At 63.9% G+C, this 17,400-nt stretch carries 15 protein-coding genes; 5 read left to right on the forward strand and 10 right to left on the reverse strand.

Translation table 11 applies throughout. The annotated features are described in order from the left end of the window. Window positions 1-40: 40 nt before the first annotated feature. From J2Y68_RS18880 to J2Y68_RS18890, 3 genes are all read left to right on the forward strand, one after another. On the forward strand, window positions 41-1,339 hold the full coding sequence (locus J2Y68_RS18880; RefSeq protein ID WP_309995688.1) for an MFS transporter: 1,299 nt from the start codon (window positions 41-43) through the stop codon (window positions 1,337-1,339). Then, window positions 1,332-2,582 (forward strand): FAD-dependent oxidoreductase, encoded by a 1,251-nt coding sequence (locus J2Y68_RS18885; RefSeq protein ID WP_309995691.1) that lies wholly within the window; start codon window positions 1,332-1,334, stop codon window positions 2,580-2,582. Before J2Y68_RS18880 ends, J2Y68_RS18885 begins: the two co-directional genes overlap by 8 nt. 114 nt (window positions 2,583-2,696) lie before the next feature. Next, window positions 2,697-3,647, forward strand: a complete 951-nt coding sequence (locus J2Y68_RS18890; protein ID WP_309995693.1) for a cation diffusion facilitator family transporter — start codon at window positions 2,697-2,699, stop codon at window positions 3,645-3,647. 9 nt (window positions 3,648-3,656) lie between these two features. On the opposite strand, the gene J2Y68_RS18895 is transcribed toward J2Y68_RS18890, so the two are convergent. Further along, window positions 3,657-4,499 (reverse strand): helix-turn-helix transcriptional regulator, encoded by an 843-nt coding sequence (locus J2Y68_RS18895; RefSeq protein ID WP_309995696.1) that lies wholly within the window; start codon window positions 4,497-4,499, stop codon window positions 3,657-3,659. 85 nt (window positions 4,500-4,584) lie between these two features. Here J2Y68_RS18895 and ilvD point away from each other — a divergent pair, with 85 nt between their 5' ends. Further along, window positions 4,585-6,447, forward strand: a complete 1,863-nt coding sequence (ilvD, locus tag J2Y68_RS18900; RefSeq protein ID WP_309995699.1) for a dihydroxy-acid dehydratase — start codon at window positions 4,585-4,587, stop codon at window positions 6,445-6,447. Window positions 6,448-6,521: 74 nt separating this feature from the next. On the opposite strand, the gene J2Y68_RS18905 is transcribed toward ilvD, so the two are convergent. The 6 genes from J2Y68_RS18905 to J2Y68_RS18930 are packed head-to-tail and all read right to left on the reverse strand — an operon-like array spanning window position 6,522 to window position 14,292. Further along, window positions 6,522-7,196, reverse strand: coding sequence for a response regulator (locus tag J2Y68_RS18905; protein WP_309995702.1), 675 nt, complete (start codon window positions 7,194-7,196; stop codon window positions 6,522-6,524). 12 nt (window positions 7,197-7,208) lie between these two features. Continuing rightward, the gene (locus J2Y68_RS18910) at window positions 7,209-9,743 is read right to left on the reverse strand and encodes a DUF4118 domain-containing protein (RefSeq protein ID WP_309995704.1); all 2,535 of its coding nucleotides are present in this window, start codon (window positions 9,741-9,743) and stop codon (window positions 7,209-7,211) included. A 29-nt stretch (window positions 9,744-9,772) separates the two neighbouring features. Beyond that, the gene (gene kdpC, locus J2Y68_RS18915) at window positions 9,773-10,375 is read right to left on the reverse strand and encodes a K(+)-transporting ATPase subunit C (RefSeq protein ID WP_309995705.1); all 603 of its coding nucleotides are present in this window, start codon (window positions 10,373-10,375) and stop codon (window positions 9,773-9,775) included. 9 nt (window positions 10,376-10,384) lie between these two features. After that, window positions 10,385-12,523: a potassium-transporting ATPase subunit KdpB gene (gene kdpB, locus J2Y68_RS18920; RefSeq protein WP_309995706.1), complete on the reverse strand. Its 2,139-nt coding sequence runs from the start codon at window positions 12,521-12,523 to the stop codon at window positions 10,385-10,387. After that, window positions 12,520-14,187, reverse strand: a complete 1,668-nt coding sequence (gene kdpA / locus J2Y68_RS18925) for a potassium-transporting ATPase subunit KdpA (protein ID WP_309995708.1) — start codon at window positions 14,185-14,187, stop codon at window positions 12,520-12,522. The genes kdpB and kdpA overlap by 4 nt, the downstream gene beginning before the upstream one ends. Before the next feature lie 6 nt (window positions 14,188-14,193). Continuing rightward, window positions 14,194-14,292, reverse strand: a complete 99-nt coding sequence (locus J2Y68_RS18930) for a potassium-transporting ATPase subunit F (protein ID WP_309995711.1) — start codon at window positions 14,290-14,292, stop codon at window positions 14,194-14,196. Window positions 14,293-14,653: 361 nt separating this feature from the next. Between J2Y68_RS18930 and J2Y68_RS18935 the strand changes: the two genes are divergently transcribed. Beyond that, complete coding sequence (locus J2Y68_RS18935) at window positions 14,654-14,986, forward strand: hypothetical protein (RefSeq protein ID WP_309995714.1); 333 nt, start codon at window positions 14,654-14,656, stop codon at window positions 14,984-14,986. A gap of 86 nt (window positions 14,987-15,072) precedes the next feature. Here J2Y68_RS18935 and J2Y68_RS18940 read toward each other — a convergent pair whose 3' ends face one another. The 3 genes from J2Y68_RS18940 to J2Y68_RS18950 all read right to left on the reverse strand — a co-directional run bounded on the left by J2Y68_RS18940 (window position 15,073) and on the right by J2Y68_RS18950 (window position 17,385). Next, complete coding sequence (locus tag J2Y68_RS18940) at window positions 15,073-15,867, reverse strand: TIM barrel protein (protein WP_309995716.1); 795 nt, start codon at window positions 15,865-15,867, stop codon at window positions 15,073-15,075. Next, a complete protein-coding gene (locus J2Y68_RS18945; protein WP_309995719.1) occupies window positions 15,864-17,021 on the reverse strand; it encodes a Gfo/Idh/MocA family oxidoreductase in 1,158 nt (385 codons plus the stop codon). Before J2Y68_RS18945 ends, J2Y68_RS18940 begins: the two co-directional genes overlap by 4 nt. 79 nt (window positions 17,022-17,100) lie before the next feature. After that, complete coding sequence (locus J2Y68_RS18950; protein WP_309995722.1) at window positions 17,101-17,385, reverse strand: hypothetical protein; 285 nt, start codon at window positions 17,383-17,385, stop codon at window positions 17,101-17,103. Window positions 17,386-17,400 lie beyond the last annotated feature (15 nt).

The raw sequence follows: 17,400 nt of genomic DNA on the forward strand, positions 1-17,400 counted from the left end.
TGTATGGTGCAGATTCTGTGGGCGGCAGGACAGTGGTGGGATGAATCACACACTTCCCGCTGCAGCGTCGCATGGGCCAACCTCCGGAGCCGCCACCGTTGAAGCTCCCGGCGCAGCGCCACGCTTTTCCAAAGGCTCAGCGCTGGCCGTCCTTGTTTGCTGGCTGCTGGTGGTCTTCGACGGCTACGACCTCATTGTTTACGGCACAGTCCAGTCCTCCCTGATTTCCGAAACAGGCTGGGGGCTGACCAAGGCGACCGCCGGGACCATCGGTTCCATGGCATTCCTCGGCATGATGATCGGCGCCATCTTCGCCGGAAGAATGGCCGACTCGTGGGGCAGACGAAAAACCATCATCGGTTGTGCGATTGTCTTCTCGGTCTTCACCATCCTGTGTGCCCTTGCCCCCAACGCGGCCGTTTTCGGCATTCTTCGCCTCCTCGCCGGCATAGGACTAGGCGGGCTTGTCCCCTCCGCCAACGCGCTGGTGGCCGAGTTGGTCCCCACCAAATGGCGGTCCACCATCGCCACGCTCATGATGTCCGGGGTGCCGATCGGTGGCTCCATCGCAGCACTGGTGGGCATCCCGTTGATTCCCGCTTTCGGCTGGCAAGCCATGTTCCTCGTGGCAGCACTGGCCTTGGTGATCGTGGTACCGCTGGGGCTCAAGTTCATCCCGGAGACACTGGCACCGGGGAAGGGCGCAAGCACTGACGCCAACAAGAAGGCAGGGTTCGGTTCCCTGCTCCGTGCGCCTTACCTCGGTGTCAGCGTGCTCTTCGCCTTGGCCACCATCGCAACCCTGTTCGCCTGGTACGGGCTGGGCACCTGGCTGCCTAACCTGATGCAGTTGGCCGGATACAACCTCGGATCGGCCCTGACCTTCGCCTTGGCCCTGAACCTGGGCGCCGTGGCCGGCTCGGTCATCACGGCCTGGGCGGGCACCCGTTTCGGTCCGATTCCGACGGCGATAGCGGCCGCCGCCGTCGCCGCCGTCGGGCTTGCCGCCCTCCTGGCCAGCCCGCCCGTGGCGGTGGTGTACCTCGCGCTGGTGCTGGCCGGCGTCGGGACCCATGGCACGCAGTGCCTCATCATCGCGGCGGTCGCGAGCCACTATCCGGACCATCTGCGGGGAACCGCGCTCGGCTGGGCGCTGGGCACGGGCCGCATAGGTGCCGTCGTGGCGCCGCAGGTTGGTGGGCTCCTGCTCGCCGCCGGGCTGGGCGTCAACTCAAACTTCCTCGCGTTCGCCGGTGCCGCCGCCATCGCAGCGGTCCTATTGGCCGCCGTCGGACTCAAAATCAAGAAAAAGACCTCCCAAGGAGCAAACAATGCCTGAGTACACCCCGTCCACCGATGTCCTGGTTGTGGGAGGAGGGATGGCCGGCCTGGCCGGCGCCCTGGCCCTCCGCGAGAATGGCGCCAACGTAACGCTCGTGGAGCGCGCCCCCGAGTTCGGCGAGGTTGGCGCCGGCCTGCAGATGGCCCCGAACGCCTCCCGTGTCCTGAAGCGCTGGGGTTTGCTGGAGAAGGCCCTGGAGATCGGAGTCCAGCCAAAGCACCTGGTGTTCCGCGACGCCGTCACGGGTGAAGAACTGACCCGCCAGTCGCTGCGCGGGGAATTCGAGGAACGCTACGGCGCCCCCTATGTGGTCATTCACCGCAGCGACCTTCACCGCGTACTCCTCGAAGGATGTGAAGCGGCGGGCGTGAAGCTGGTCAACGACGTCATGGTGGACAGCGTGGAAACTGTGAACGGACGGGGCATCGTTCACACTGCGGCCGGTGTCGATTATGAAGCTGACGTAGTGATTGGCGCTGACGGCCTGAAATCCACGCTGCGTCCCCTGGTGGCCGGCGATGAGCCGGTCTCCTCGGCCTACGTCGCCTACCGCGGCACGGTTCCCATCACCGCCGAGACCCCCGCCACCGACCTAGAAGACGTGGTGGTCTACCTCGGACCGGATTGCCACCTGGTGCAGTACCCACTCCGGAAAGGCGAACTGCTGAACACTGTGGCGGTCTTCAAATCGCCTTCATTTGAGCGCGGCGAAGAGCAGTACGGCGGGGTGGACGAACTCCAGGCTGCCTACAATGACTGTGTCCCCGCTGTCCAGGCCGCCCTCGCGAACCTCGGCACCAGCATCCGTTGGCCCATGTACGATCGCGACCCTATCGAAAACTGGGTTGCCGGCCGCATGGTCCTCATGGGCGATGCTGCCCACCCGATGCTCCAGTACCTCGCCCAAGGCGCGTGCCAGGCACTCGAAGATGCCGCCGTGCTGCAGGATGTCAGCGCCGGCACCGTCTTCACTGCCGACGGCGTCAACCCGTCCGCGTGGGACGGCGCCATTGCGGAATTCAACAAGGTCCGGGCCGCCCGCACAGCCCGGGTCCAGCGAACGGCCCGCGTATGGGGTGAGTCCTGGCATGTTTCCGGGCTGGCGCGGACGCTCCGAAACCTGCTGTTCAAGAGCCGCAAGGACAACGACTTCCAGTACAACGACTGGCTGTACGGCCAGGCCGGCGAAGGACTGCCGGCTGCGGAGGCGCCGCGCGTGGCCAGCCAGATTCCCGCCTGACCGCCTGACCGCCTGACGCTGAACGCGCAAGCCGCCTGCCGTCGTCGTGCACTTCCGAAGGCACGACGGCGGCGGGCGGCTTTTGTTTTCCCGGCAGTTGGGTACGGTATCCCCATGGCCGCATCCCAGAAGCGACAAAAGTCCGGTTCCACGCTGCTGACAGTCATCATCGCGTTCGCGGCGAACACCTTGGTTGCGGCAGCAAAGTCGGTGGCTGCGGCGCTCACCGGTTCTGCTTCGATGACCGCAGAAGCAGCGCATTCCTGGGCGGACACCGGCAACCAGGTGTTCTTGTTCATGGCTGAACGGCGCTCCCAGCGCCCGCGGGACAAGGACCACCCTATGGGCTACGGCCGGGAAGCCTACGTGTGGTCGATGTTCGCCGCTTTCGGGCTCTTCACGGCCGGTGCTGTGGTGTCCATCATGCACGGCATACAGGAGCTCATCACGCCTGAGCCTGCCTCGGACTTCCTGGTGGCGTACGTGGTTTTGGCCATGGCCTTTGTCCTCGAAGGCGTCTCCTTTGTCCAGGCGTTCCGCCAGACCCGGAAGGCGGCCAGGGAACTGGAACGGCACACGTTGGAGCAGGTCCTGATCAGCTCGGACCCCACCTTGCGGGCCGTCTTCGCTGAGGACGCTGCGGCCCTGGTTGGCCTGGTGGTCGCTTTTGCCGGGGTGTTCCTGCATCAAGTCACCGGATCGCCCGTGCCGGACGCTGTGGGTTCGATCGTAGTGGGCATCCTGCTTGCCGTCGTCGCCGTGGTGCTGATCGACCGCAACCGGAGGTTCCTGGTGGGCCAGGGCGTAACCCCGGACATTGAGCGTTCCATGGTCCGGCGGGTGCTTGACCATCCGGACATTGCCCGGCTCACGTACCTCCACTTGGAATTCGTGGGCCCACGCAAGCTGTATCTCGTTGCGGCCGTGGATCTGGTGGGGGATCACCCCGAACACGAAGTAGCCGTGGTCCTGCGCCGGCTGGAGCGCGAGTTGGAAGACCACGAGACAGTGGAGGAGGCCGTCCTGACGCTGGCCACCCCGGACGAAGCGGCGTTGACCTTATAGGGCGACCCTTCAGCCGACCGGTTTGCCCGTCCCCATCAGCCGCTCCATCTGTTCACCTGCGTCACTGCCCGGGGCGGGTGTGTACACCACGATGTGCAAGTCCGGTCTGTCCGAGGGCGAGACCTGGTGGTGTTCAAGTTGCAGCACTCCAACCGCCGGGTGGTGGAACAGCCGCTCCCGGGACTGGAAACCGAGGATGTCGTACCGGTCCCAGCTTTCCTGGAACTCGCGGCTCGCTTCCTTAAGGCGTTCCACTTGGTACGCGACATCCGGATCGCCGAGCCGTTGTCCCGTTTCGGCCCTGAACTCGGCGAGGAACCTTTTGCTGGTGATATCCCAATCGGGCAGCAGGTCACGGACATATGGGTCGGTGAACACCAGCCACAGGAGGTTCCTGTCGGCGGCGTCGAAAGTCCCGATGTTGGGATACAGCGCTTCGTAGGCGCGGTTCCAACCGGCGACTCCCCAATCCGGGGACAACGCGTAGGCCGGATTCGGATCCAGTGCCTCCAGGAGGCGTTGCACGTGTGCGGGCGCATCGGCGGCGACCGGGCCCTTTGGCGGAGCCGATGAGTATCCACCCAAGGACAGCACATAGCCCAGGCCGGTGTCGGACAGATGCAGGGCACGGGCAATCGACTCGAGGACCTGCCGCGAGGGGCTGATGTCCCGGCCCTGCTCAAGCCAGGTGTACCAGGTGACGCTCACTCCGGAGAGGAACGCAATCTCTTCCCGCCGGAGCCCGCGCTCGCGGGACCTGCCCACCGGGGGCAGCCCATAGTCGGAGCGGAGGGCCTGGGTGCGGCGGGTCCTGAGGTAGAGCCCCAGTTCCTTGCGCCTCTCATCTTTCACGCTCCAACACTATTACTCTGTTACTTTCACTACTAGTAGCAACACCGTCTTCCGCCCGTCGTAGAAGAACCGCAGGATGGTACTCATGCCTGCACTACGTTCACGAACAGTCACCCACGGCCGCAACATGGCCGGAGCCCGCGCACTGCTGCGCGCCTCCGGCGTCGCCAACACGGACATCGGCAAGCCGATCATCGCCGTGGCCAACTCCTTCACGGAATTCGTTCCGGGCCACACCCACCTCGCACCCGTGGGCCGGATTGTCTCCGACGCGATCCTCGCCGCCGGTGCTGTTCCGCGCGAATTCAACACCATCGCCGTGGATGACGGCATCGCCATGGGCCACTCCGGCATGCTCTACTCCCTGCCGTCCCGCGACCTGATCGCCGACTCGGTTGAGTACATGGTCAACGCGCACTGCGCCGACGCCCTGGTCTGCATCTCCAACTGCGACAAGATCACTCCGGGCATGCTCATGGCCGCGCTGCGCCTGAACATCCCGGTGGTGTTCGTCTCCGGCGGTCCCATGGAAGCCGGCCGCGTGACCCTCACGGACGGTTCCGTCCGCTCCCTGGACCTGGTGAACGCGATTGCCGACGCCGTGGATGAGTCCATCTCCGATGAAGACATCAACCTCATCGAAGAGAACGCCTGCCCCACCTGCGGTTCCTGCTCCGGTATGTTCACTGCCAACTCCATGAACTGCCTGGCCGAAGCAATCGGCCTTGCCCTTCCGGGCAACGGCTCCGTGCTCGCGACCCACACCGCCCGCAAGGCGCTGTACGAGAAGGCCGGCGCCACGGTCGTCGACCTCGTCAAGCGCTATTACGACGGCGACGACGATTCCGTGTTGCCGCGCTCCATCGCCACCGCCGAGGCCTTCGACAACGCCATGGCCCTGGACATCTCCATGGGCGGCTCCACCAACACCATCCTGCACCTTCTGGCCGCGGCCCAGGAGGCCGGCGTGGATTACGGCCTGGCCGAGATGGACGCCAAGTCCCGCGTGGTGCCCTGCCTGGCGAAGGTGGCCCCCAACGTCGCCGGCGACAAGACCTACTACATGGAAGACGTGCACCGCGCCGGTGGCATCCCCGCCCTGCTCGGTGAGCTGAACCGTGGCGGCCTCCTGCACAAGAATGTCCACTCCGTGCACTCCGAGGACCTGGACGGCTGGCTGGACGACTGGGACATCCGCGGTGGGAAGGCCACTGAGGAAGCGCAGGCCCTCTGGCACGCTGCCCCCGGTGGCGTCCGCTCCTCCACGGCCTTCTCGCAGTCGAACGAATGGACCTCCCTGGACACTGACGCAGAGGGTGGCTGCATCCGTTCCGTGGAGCACGCTTTCTCCAAGGACGGCGGTCTGGCCGTGCTGCGCGGCAACGTGGCAGTGGACGGCGCTGTGGTGAAGACCGCAGGCGTGGACGAGTCCATCTGGACCTTCGAAGGTCCGGCAGTGGTGTGCGAGTCACAGGACGAGGCCGTGGAGAAGATCCTGAACAAGACCATCAAGGAGGGCGACGTAGTGGTCATCCGCTACGAAGGCCCCAGGGGCGGTCCGGGCATGCAGGAAATGCTCTACCCGACCAGCTTCCTCAAGGGCCGCGGCCTGGGCAAGAAGTGCGCCCTCATCACGGACGGACGTTTCTCCGGCGGCACCTCGGGCCTGTCGATCGGGCACATCTCCCCGGAGGCTGCCTCCGGCGGGGCCATCGCCCTGGTGGAGAACGGCGACATCATCAGCATCGACATCACGCAGCGCTCCCTCCAGTTGCAGGTATCCGATGAGATCCTCGCGGAACGCCGCGAAAAGCTGGAGGCCAACGGCGGTTACAAGCCGAAGGACCGCGAACGCCACGTCTCACCCGCGCTGCGCGCTTACGCGGCCATGGCGCTGTCCGCGGACAAGGGAGCCGTCCGCGACGTCTCGTTGGTGGAGAACCTCTAGGGTCCGTTCCGCGTTTAAGCCGCCTGCCGCCGTCGTGCTTCACTGAATGCACGACGGCGGCAGGCGGCTTTGGTTTACGGCAGGAACCGGTAGCCCATGCCCGGTTCCGTGATGAAGTGGCGCGGCGTGCCCGGTTCTGCTTCGAGCTTCCGGCGGAGCTGCGCCATGTACACGCGGAGGTAGTTGGCTTCCTTGGCGTACGCCGGGCCCCACACCTCGGTGAGGAGTTGTTGTTGGGTGATCAGCTTCTCAGGATTCCGGACCATGATCTCCAGGATGCTCCACTCGGTGGGCGTCATCCGGACGTCCTGACCGGCCTTGGTGATCTGCTTTTTTGCGAGGTCCACGGTGAAGGAGCCGGTCTCGATAACGGTGGTACCGGGGTCCGGTTCGGTTCGCCGCAGGATGGCCCGGAGGCGCGCAAGAAGCTCGTCGAGTCCAAAAGGCTTGGTGATGTAATCGTCCGCTCCGGCGTCCAAAGCCTCAACCTTGTCGTTGGAGCCGTGGCGGGCTGACAGGACCAGGATGGGCACGGTGCTCCATTCGCGGAGACGCGTGATGACCGTTGTGCCGTCGATATCCGGCAAACCAAGGTCAAGGATGACCACGCTGACCGGCCGTTGCGCGGCAGCGTGGAGCGCCGATTCGCCATCCATGGCTGTTGCGACGCTGTAGCCGTGCCCTTTGAGGGTGATGGCCAGGGCGCGGACAATGTGGGGGTCGTCGTCCACGACCAGGACGTTATTCATTCCGCAGACAATTCACTGGGGGCCTTTCGGGGAGGTCAAGGAATACACGCCGGTAGACAACGGAAGCCGGATCACCATGGTCAGTCCGCCGCCAGGGGTTTCCTCCGCGGTGAGGGTGCCTCCCATTGCCTCGGTGAAGCCCTTGGCCACAGCGAGCCCCAAACCCACTCCCGTGGCGGCCGGTACGTCGTTCAGGCGCTGGAAGGGCTGGAACATTTGCAGGACGCTGGCCGCGGGTACGCCCTGGCCGTGGTCGATGATCCGCAGCTCGCTGGCCGGCTGCCCGGCCAGCGTGGTGGTGCTGAGTCCACCCGCAGTTCCCACAATCACGACGTCGGAGTTCGGTGCGTATTTCACTGCATTCTCGACGATGTTGGCAATGACCCGTTCCAGCATTCCGGCATCCGCGTCCACCTCGGGCATATTGGGTGGCAGGTCCACCCTGACACGTCCCACCGGAACGCCATGAAGTGCAGCCGGGATCACGTCAAACCAACGCGTCGGTTTGATCAGGGCGTTAACGGAGTCCGAGGTGATCCGGGACATGTCCAGAAGGTTGCCCACCAGCACGTCAAGCCGATCAGAGCATTCGTCAATGGTGGCCAGGAGCTCTTGTTCTTCTTGTTCCGTGTAGTGCACACCAGGTTGCCGCAAACCACCAACAGCCAGCTTGATGCCGGCCAATGGGGTGCGGAGATCGTGGGAAACAGCGCGAAGAATCGAAGTGCGCATGGTGTTGCTTTCCGCCAACCGCATGACTTCGCGGCGGCTGGCTGCAAGTTGCCGGCGTTCCAACTGTGCCGAGAGGTGCGATCCGAAAGCGCCGAGCAAGCGGCGGTCGCTCGCCGGTAGGACCCTTCCGGTCAGGACCAGCCGTGTGCTGGCGTCGATCTGTTCGATGTTCTCGTTCTCATCCGGAGCTTCCTCGCCGGCTGCGGCCACCAGTCGCCAACCATCGCCGGAAGCTGTTTCATAGAGGGCTGCCTGGCGGACCTGGAAGACATCCAAAGCTTGTTCCAGAAGTCCCACTACGGTGTCTTCCGCTGCAGTGGCTCCCCGAGTGAGGTCGCCCAGCGTGGCTGCTTCCGACCGGGCCCGGGCAGCCTCTTTCGAGCGCCTGGCTGAAAGGTCCACCACAACGGCAACAGCGGATGAAACGCCCGCGAAAACCAACAGTGCCAGCAGGTTCTGGGGATCGCTGATTGTCAGGGTGCCAAGGGGTGGGACCGAGAAGTAGTTCACCAAGGCGCTGCTCCACAAGGCAGCCAGCAGGGCAGGCCACAGGCCGCCAACCAGCGCAACGCAAACAGAACCGCTCAGTTGGACGAGCACTGCCGTCGCTATGTTGTGCGACGGGCTGGCAGCCAACAGGAGTTGAAGCAGGACGGGCACCACAACTGCCATGCCAAAGCCCACGAATACCCGCACGCGGCCCAGGTCGCGTGGCCGGGAGGGTTCCTTGCCCCTGCCGCCAAGGGGATGGGAGACCATGTGCACATCGATGTCTCCCGAGTCCCTGACCACCTTGTTCCCCACGCCGCCGGTGAGTCTCCCGGCCAGGGCCTTCCGACGCGACACCCCCACCACGATCTGGGTTGCATTGACACTCCGGGCAAAGTCAAGAAGGGCCTTGGCCGGGTCTTCGCCAGCCACAATGTGGTAGCTGCCGCCCAGGTCCCGGATGAGGGTGCGCTGTGCTTCCAACGCTTGCGGCGACTCGGCAGCTACGCCATCGGCCGCGCGGACATGGACGGCCAGGAGGTCCCCACCATTGACACGCTTGAGGATCCTGGCGGCCCGGCGGATCAGGACTTCTCCTTCCGGGCCACCCGTCAGCCCGATGACGATCCGCTCCCTTGCAGGCCAGCTTTCCTCGATCTGGTTCTCAGCACGGTATCGGGCCAGGCCTTCGTCAACCCGGTCGGCGAGCCACAGCAAGGCCAGCTCGCGCAGTGCCGTCAGGTTGCCCATGCGGAAGTAGTTGGACAGCGCAGCGTCGATCTTATCCGCGGTGTAGATCTTTCCGTCACCCAGCCGCTGCCGGAGCAGTTCCGGTGAGATGTCCACCAGGTGGATCTGGTCGGCGCGACGCACGATGTCGTCCGGGACGGTTTCCGCTTGGTGCACATCGGTGATCGCATTGACGACGTCGCCAAGGGACGCCAGATGTTGCACATTGACTGTGGAGAGGACATTGATGCCGGCCCCAAGCAGCTCTTCGATGTCCTCCCAGCGCTTGTGGTTCCGGCTGCCCGGGATGTTGGTGTGGGCGTACTCATCGACGATTGCCGTGTGTGGCCGCCGCGCAAGGACCGCGTCGAGGTCCATTTCCTCGAAAGTTGTGCCACGGTAATCGACACTCCGCATCGGGACGACTTCCAGACCGTCCATCAATGCGCGGGTGTCGGCGCGGCCGTGGTCCATGGCGAACGCCACCACCACATCCTCCCCACGGCCAAGCAACCTGTGGGCCTCCTCGAGCATGGCGTACGTCTTGCCGACACCAGGAGCAGCCCCCAGGAAGATTCTCAGTGTTGCCCGCGCCATACCGTCATTCTTCCACTCGGAACCGGTCCCTAATCATCGGTGCCGCCCGCGGCGACGTCGAGGTTCAGCAGGGTTACGTTTACTGACGGTTGGCCCAGGAAGGCTTCCAGTCCACTGGAGGTTCGCTTATCCACCATGCGTTGAACGGCGTCCACTCCCAACCCATGCGCAGCAGCAACCCGGGCTACTTGGATTCTGGCGTATTCAGGCGAGATGTGCGGATCCAGTCCCGATCCGCTGGCCGTCACGGCGTCCGCGGGCACATCGGCTTCACTGGTGCCCTCCGCCTTGGCGACTGCTGTGCGGTTGGCTGCAACGGCGTCGAGCAGTTTCGGATCGTTGGGGCCAAGATTGCTGGCCGACGACGACGACGGGTCCCACCCGACTGCGGACGGCCTGGCGTGGAACCAAGCGGGGTCCTGGGCCCCGGCGTCGTCCGCGGAAACCTGGGAGATCAGGGCCGAAGCCGCCGGTTTGCCTGCCGGGTCCTTGGCGATGGAACCGTTTGCCTGGAAGGGCGCCACAAGCTGTCCAACACCGAAGATCGACAACGGGTACAGAACCCCAAGCACGAGTGTCGCGAGAAGAAGGAAACGTGCTGCGGTGCCTGCCTGGCGTAAGTAGATGTTCATTGTGGTGTCCTAGCCGATGCCGGGGATGACGGAAATGATCAGGTCGATGAGCTTGATGCCAAGAAATGGGGCCACGAGCCCACCAAGGCCATACAGAAATAGATTCCTGCCGAGAGCCTGGTTGGCTGACACTGCCCTGTACTTCACGCCGCGCAGCGCCAACGGAACCAAAACCAGGATGATGAGGGCGTTGAAGATCACTGCCGAAAGGATGGCCGAGGATGGACTCGCCAGGCCCATGATGTTCAGCATGCCGAGCCCGGGGAAGGCAGCCGTGAAGAGTGCCGGGACGATCGCGAAGTACTTTGCCACGTCATTGGCCACCGAGAAAGTGGTCAGCGCCCCGCGTGTAATCAGCAACTGTTTGCCGATGCCCACGATGTTGATCAGCTTGGTGGGATCGGAATCCAGGTCCACCATGTTGGCCGCTTCCTTGGCGGCGGGCGTTCCGGAATTCATCGCCACGCCAACGTCGGCCGCGGCGAGGGCCGGGGCGTCGTTGGTGCCATCGCCGGTCATGGCAACGAGCCGCCCTTCGCCCTGCTCGCGGCGAATGACATCCAGTTTGTCCTCGGGCGTGGCTTCCGCGACGAAGTCGTCCACGCCGGCCTCGGCTGCGATCGCCTTGGCGGTGATGGGGTTGTCGCCGGTGATCATTACCGTGCGGATGCCCATTTTGCGCAATTCAGCGAAGCGGGCGTGCATTCCCGGCTTGACCACATCGGCAAGGTGCACGGTTCCCAAAACCCGGGCGCCGCCGTCGTGCATGTGTTCGGCAACCAGAAGCGGTGTGCCGCCCTGCGCGGAAATCTCCTGCACACGCCGCTGGACTTCCGCAGGCATGTGCCCTCCGGCTTCGGTGACGAAGCGTTCGACGGCGGCCGCGGCCCCCTTGCGGATCTGGCGCCCGTCCAGGTCCAGGCCGCTCATGCGGGTGCTTGCGGTGAACTCCACGATGGTAAATTCCCCGGATGTGGTGCTGAGGGCTTCCAGGTCAGGTCCGGTGACGCCCTTCTCGTCGGAGAGTTCCACGATGGAGCGTCCCTCGGGGGTTTCGTCCGCGAGGGACGACAAGCGCGCGGCGATGATGAGTTCCTCCTGTTCCACGCCGTTGGAAGGAAAGAAGTTGACCGCCCGCCTGTTTCCGTAAGTGATGGTGCCCGTCTTATCGAGCAGCAAAGTGGTGATGTCACCGGCTGTTTCCACGGCCCGGCCCGACGTCGCCAACACGTTGTGTTGGACCAGGCGGTCCATGCCTGCGATGCCGATGGCCGGGACCAAGGCCCCAATGGTGGTGGGAATCAGGCAAACCAGCAATGCAACCAGGACGATCGGTGATGGCGTGGCTCCTGCCAAGGACGCGATGGGTGCCAAGGTCATGGTGACAACCAGGAAAACGATGGTCAGCGACACAAGGAGCACATGCAGGGCAATCTCGTTCGGAGTCTTCTGCCGGACAGCTCCCTCAACCAGCTTGATCATCCGATCGATGAAGGTGGCTCCCGGCTCTGCCGTGATCCGGACCAGGATCCGGTCCGACAGGACCTTGGTGCCACCAGTGACGGAGGAACGGTCGCCGCCGGACTCCCGGATGACCGGCGCCGACTCGCCTGTAATGGTCGATTCATCCACGCTGGCCAGGCCTTCGATGATTTCGCCGTCGGACGGGATGACATCGCCTGCTTCGCAGATCACGACGTCGTTCAGTTTCAGTTCGGTGCCCGGCACTTCCTCGGTGGTGCCATCACCCAAACGCAGTCGGGCAAGGACGCCCTTGCGGCTGGCGCGCAGGCTGTCAGCCTGGGCTTTTCCGCGGCCCTCTGCGATGGCCTCGGACAATGTACCGAACAGAACGGTCAGCCAAAGCCAGACGGTCACCACGATGCCAAAGACTGCGGGCTTGAACACACAAATCGTGGTGCAGGCAGCTGCCCCCACCAGCACCACGAACATGACCGGTGAGTGGACCATCTGCCGGGGGTCCAGCTTCTTGAAAGCCACAGGCAGTGCCGCGCGGATGGTGGCGGCATTCAGCTTCGCCGGGGCCTTGGTGTGGTGTTTGTGTGCTCCGGGAGTTCCAAGAGGGTTGCCGTCAGCATACGTAAGGGCTGACGTGTCCGCGGCTTCAGCCGTACTGGACCGGGTCATTTGATAAGTCCTTCTGCGAGGGGGCCCAAAGCGAGGGCGGGGAAGTAGCTGAGGGCTGTCATGATCACAGTGACGCTGAGGAGGAGTGATCCAAAAAGTCCTCCATGAGTGGGTACAGTTCCTGCGGATGCGGGGATTCTCCGTTGCAGGGCCAAGGAACCGGCCAAGGCCAGGATCAGGGCGATGGGAAGGAAACGACCCAACAGCATGGCGATTCCGAGCATCACGGAAAGATAGGGGCCGGAGCTGGTGATGCCGCCAAATGCTGAGCCGTTGTTATTGGCGCCCGAGGTGAAGGCGTACAACACTTCACTGAATTGGTGGGGCCCCGTAGCCGGCGCGTTGGCCATGACATCCGGGAGCAGCACCGTAATGCCTGCCATCACCAGCACCAGGGTTGGTGTGACCAGGATGTACAGGGCGGCGAGTTTCATTTCACGTGGACCGATCTTCTTGCCCACGAACTCCGGCGTCCGGCCGACCATGAGTCCTGCGATGAACACCGCGATGATGGCGAGAACCAACATGCCGTACAACCCGGAGCCCGTCCCGCCGGGGGCCACTTCACCGAGCATCATGTTCAGCATGCCGATCCCGCCCGCCAGTGGTGGAAGGGAATCGTGGGCCACGTTTACGGCTCCGGTGGACGTCAGGGTGGTGGAAGCCGCGAAAATGGAGCTCGCAGCGGGCCCGAGGCGTTGTTCGAAGCCTTCGCCCACGCCGCCGGCCGCCGTCGCCCCTGTTCCTTGGCCCGCAGCCACCGCCCACGCCATCAAGGCAGTGGAAGCCAGCCAAAGAGCGGCCATTACCCCGGCCACGGTATATCCTTGGCGCCGGTCTCCAACCATCCTTCCGTACGTATACGGAAGGGCGGAGGGGATGAGCAGGATCAGGAACACCTGGAACAGGCTGGTAAATACGTTCGGATTCTCGAAAGGGTGGGCTGAGTTGGCGTTGAAGTAACCGCCGCCGTTGGTGCCCAGGACCTTGATGGCTTCCTGGGAAGCTACCGGTCCACCAGGTATCGCTTGGGTAACTCCGGTGGCTTGGTTGACAACCTCGGTGGACCAGAAATTCTGTACGACGCCGCCCATCACCAACAGGATCGCGCCAACTGCGGCGATGGGCAGGAGGAGCCGGAACGCCGTACGGGTGACGTCGACCCAGAAATTGCCCAAAAGGTCGGTTTTGGTTCGGACAATGCCGCGGATCAACGCAACGGCAACCACAATCCCCACCGCCGCTGACAGGAAATTCTGGACGGCCAAGAGGCACATCTGGACGAAAATGCCCACAGTGGCCTCCGGCACGTATGTCTGCCAGTTCGTGTTGGTGACGAAGGATATGGCCGTGTTCATGGCTATCCAGGGGTCGACGCCAGGGAGTCCGTTGTTTCCCGGCAGCACGCCCTGCAGCCGCTGCAGGGCGAAGATCGCGAGGATGGAAACGGCTGAAAAGACCAGAACGCTGCGCAGATACACAGACCAGCTCTGTTCAGTCCCGGCGTCCACCCCCGCCAGGCGATAAAACAGGCGCTCAGGCTTTGAGGATTTTGTGCCAGTGAAGACTCGTTCCATATAGGCGCCCAAGGGCCTGTGCAGAAGAACGAGCGCAAGAAGCAGGACACAAAGTTGAGTGATGAACGATGCGGTGCTGAAAACCACCTGCCGTCACCACTTTTCCGGGTTGAGCAGCACTGCCAACAGATACCCGATCATTGCCAGGCCGGCCAGGAACAAACCGGCCCACATCCAGGCGTCGGGGTTCATTGGCCGCTCACCCGGCCTGCGCCGTCGATCATCTTGCCCAGGAGGCGGGCCACCCACATCACGATCCCCATGCTCATCACGAGAATCGCCACAACAGCCACGTCGGCCATTGGAACGTCCTTTCATCGGTGCCCCGTTTGCGGGGCTGATGTCAGTCAACCCCCGTCAAAGAGGCGAAAAGGCGTTCCTTACGATTCCTTAATGCGGGTGCCGCCAATCTTGATGGGTTCTTAACGCTCCTGACGCAGCCGGGATTCGCCGGCGGCGTAGAGGTGGCTTGCCCTCGGTGGTAAGTAAGCTTAGTGATTTGCCGTCAAAAAGGTGTCCCAATTGGCGCCATTGTGGGCTATCTTGATCGTGAGTGGCCCGACTTATTGTTTTACGCGACGGCAATAATCAAAGGTTGCTTAGTTATTTGTCATGGCTGCACGGCATGTTTGCGTTATTTTCCGTATCAACGAAAGGAAATGCGTTGGCTGTTTCTGTTGAATTGGGCAAAGCACTCGATAAAGCCTACGAAAATGCGACTTTGGACGAAATCCTGGCCGCCCCGCCGTCCGCACTCGCCGGACTTACCGATAAACACAATGAATTGCTCGCCCAGTTGGGAATCAAGACGGTTCGCGACCTTGGCAGCAACAAGTTCTTTGCCGCCGCTGGCGTGTTGGTGGCGCTGTCCGGAAAGGTCGGCTGATTACCGCAATCGTCGGCCGCAGTACCAAACCAACCAAGTAGCAGTTCAGGTCGTTCTGAGGCACTCAAAACGACCTGAACTGCGACTCAGTTAATAGTGAACGCCGCGCGGAAGGCGGCCAGCGCGGCGTCCCCTGCTTCGACCGATTGACCGCCGACAGCACCGGCCTCCAGCCCGATGACCCCGGCGTATCCGGCGTCGACCAGTGCCCTGCAAACCGCGGGGTAGTTGATCTCGCCGGTGCCGGGTTCGAACCGGCCGGGCACGTCCGCCACCTGGATCTCGCCCGTGTAAGGCTGGGCCGCGCGGACGAGCTCGATCAAGTTACCTTCGCCAATCTGCGCGTGGTAAAGGTCCAGCATCATCTTCACGTGGGGGTGGTTGACGGCCTGGACCAGTGCCAGGGTGTCCTTGGCACGGGCCAAGGGGATTCCGGGGTGGTCCAGGACGGTGTTCAGGTTCTCCAGCGCGAAGACGATCCCATGCTCTGCGCCCAATTGGCCCAACTGCTCCAAGGTGCGGAGCCCGGTCAGCCACATCGCGCCCGTGGCCCGTTGGGTGGGCCTCACCGCGCGGCCACCTTCGCCAAGCTCCGCGGGGTGGACCACCATCCGTTCGACACCTAGTTCCAGGGCTGTGGGGATCAGCTTCTCCGCCGAAGCCAGTACTTCGTGTGCATCGGAGGAGTCGATCACGCTGCCGCCGAAGTAGCCGCTCATGGACGAGAACCTGGCGCCGGTGGCGGCGAGGGCTGCGATGTCCCTGCCGCGCGTGTCCCAGAGCTCAACCTCAAAGCCCTGATCGTGGATGCGGCGGACGCGGTCGATCAACGGGAGTTCGCCGTAGACCATCTCCGCGCAGACGGCCAAGCGGAAGGTCACGCTCCGGCCTCCTGCAGCACGGCAGCACCCGCAGGCGTATCCTCGGCTGCGCGAAGCTCCGCGATGTCCGACACGGCCACTGGCAGCCCCGACTCCGCAGACTTGAAGGCAGCCAGTGCCACGGCCAGGGCGTTGCGGGCGTCCGCTCCACCCGGTGCGGCGACAGTGGTACGGGACGGGGCCGCCGTCGGGCGTTCCCCTGCTGAACGGCGGCGCGCGGCGACGTCGTCCGCGAAGTGTGCGAGCTCGTCCGTGTACGCGTCATGGAAGAGGTCGATGTTCAGGCGGGTGGTGTCCGAGGCGATGCCGGCAGCCGTGTAGCTCGTGGCATTGGTGGACTGCGGGCTGCCGGCCGTGACCATGCCTGCCGAACCAAAGACTTCGCCGCGGACGTCGTAGCCGTAGAGCGCGTTGAAGTTGGCTTCGGCCACCGCGATGGCGCCGTTGCTGTAGGTTACGGTCACCACGGCCGTATCCAGGAACCCACCAGCCTTGGCTTCGGGGGCTACCAGTGCGTCCGCAACCGCGTGGACCTTCACCGGCACGGCGCCTGGGTTAAGCCAGTTCAGGGTGTCGAAGTCGTGGATGAGTGTCTCGAGGAAGATGGTGCCCGGGGCGATGCGCTCCGGGTTGCCGATTCCGGCCTCGGTCCCGGGATCGCGAGTCAGGGAGCGGAGAAGCTGCGGCACGCCGATGACGCCCTGGTTGATGAGCTTGCGTGCGGCCGCAAAGTCGGTGGAGTAGCGGCGGTTGAATCCAAAACGGAGGACGACGCCGGCCTGATCCGCCGCTGCGATGGCGGCGTCGAGTTCCTCGACGGTCCGGCCACCCGGCTTCTCGCAGAAAACATCCTTGCCCGCCTTCGCGGCTGCGGTGATTAGTTCGGAGTGGAAACGCAGGGGCGCGGCGATCACTACGGCGTCCACGTCCGGGTCATCGAGGACATCGGATACGTCGGTGCTGATTTTCGTCACACCCAGCCGGCTGGCAAGGGTCTCCAGGGCAGGCTGCACGGGATCAGCGATAGCTTCCAGCCGGGCGTTGGGAAGGCGCAGTGCAATGGATTCAGCATGGAAGTTGCCGATCCACCCCGCCCCGATGACTGCTATGCGGACAGGCCGGTCCTCGGCGACCGGGTGCTGAAGGTACGTCATTGTGGCTCCTTGAATGGGCGTCTAGATCGTTCTAGTGGCTCCATGATGGCACGCTTCCAGCTTGCCCGTCTAGATCGTTCTAGTTCAAGGCTGCCGGGGTGCGCTGAACTGGCTTTGGCTCATGCGTCCCGCCGACCTCGGAGCCTGACCTCTCGGACGTCGTCTCCGCGGCAAGCGGGCGGGCTGGGCGGGCGTGGTCCAGCGCCAGTTTCGCCAGGGGCGCCATCAGCAGGAGCAGTAGGACGGCGCACCCACCGGCAAGCCCAGCCAGGAAGACCAGCACCGCCATGAACAGCAAGTGGATGTCCGGCGCGTCCGTGAATGAGGCGACTGCTTGCACGGCCATTCCTTGGGTTGAACTCACATCTTGCTCCTGCGC

The organism is Paenarthrobacter nitroguajacolicus (assembly GCF_031455195.1).
Classification (GTDB): domain Bacteria; phylum Actinomycetota; class Actinomycetes; order Actinomycetales; family Micrococcaceae; genus Arthrobacter; species Arthrobacter nitroguajacolicus_D.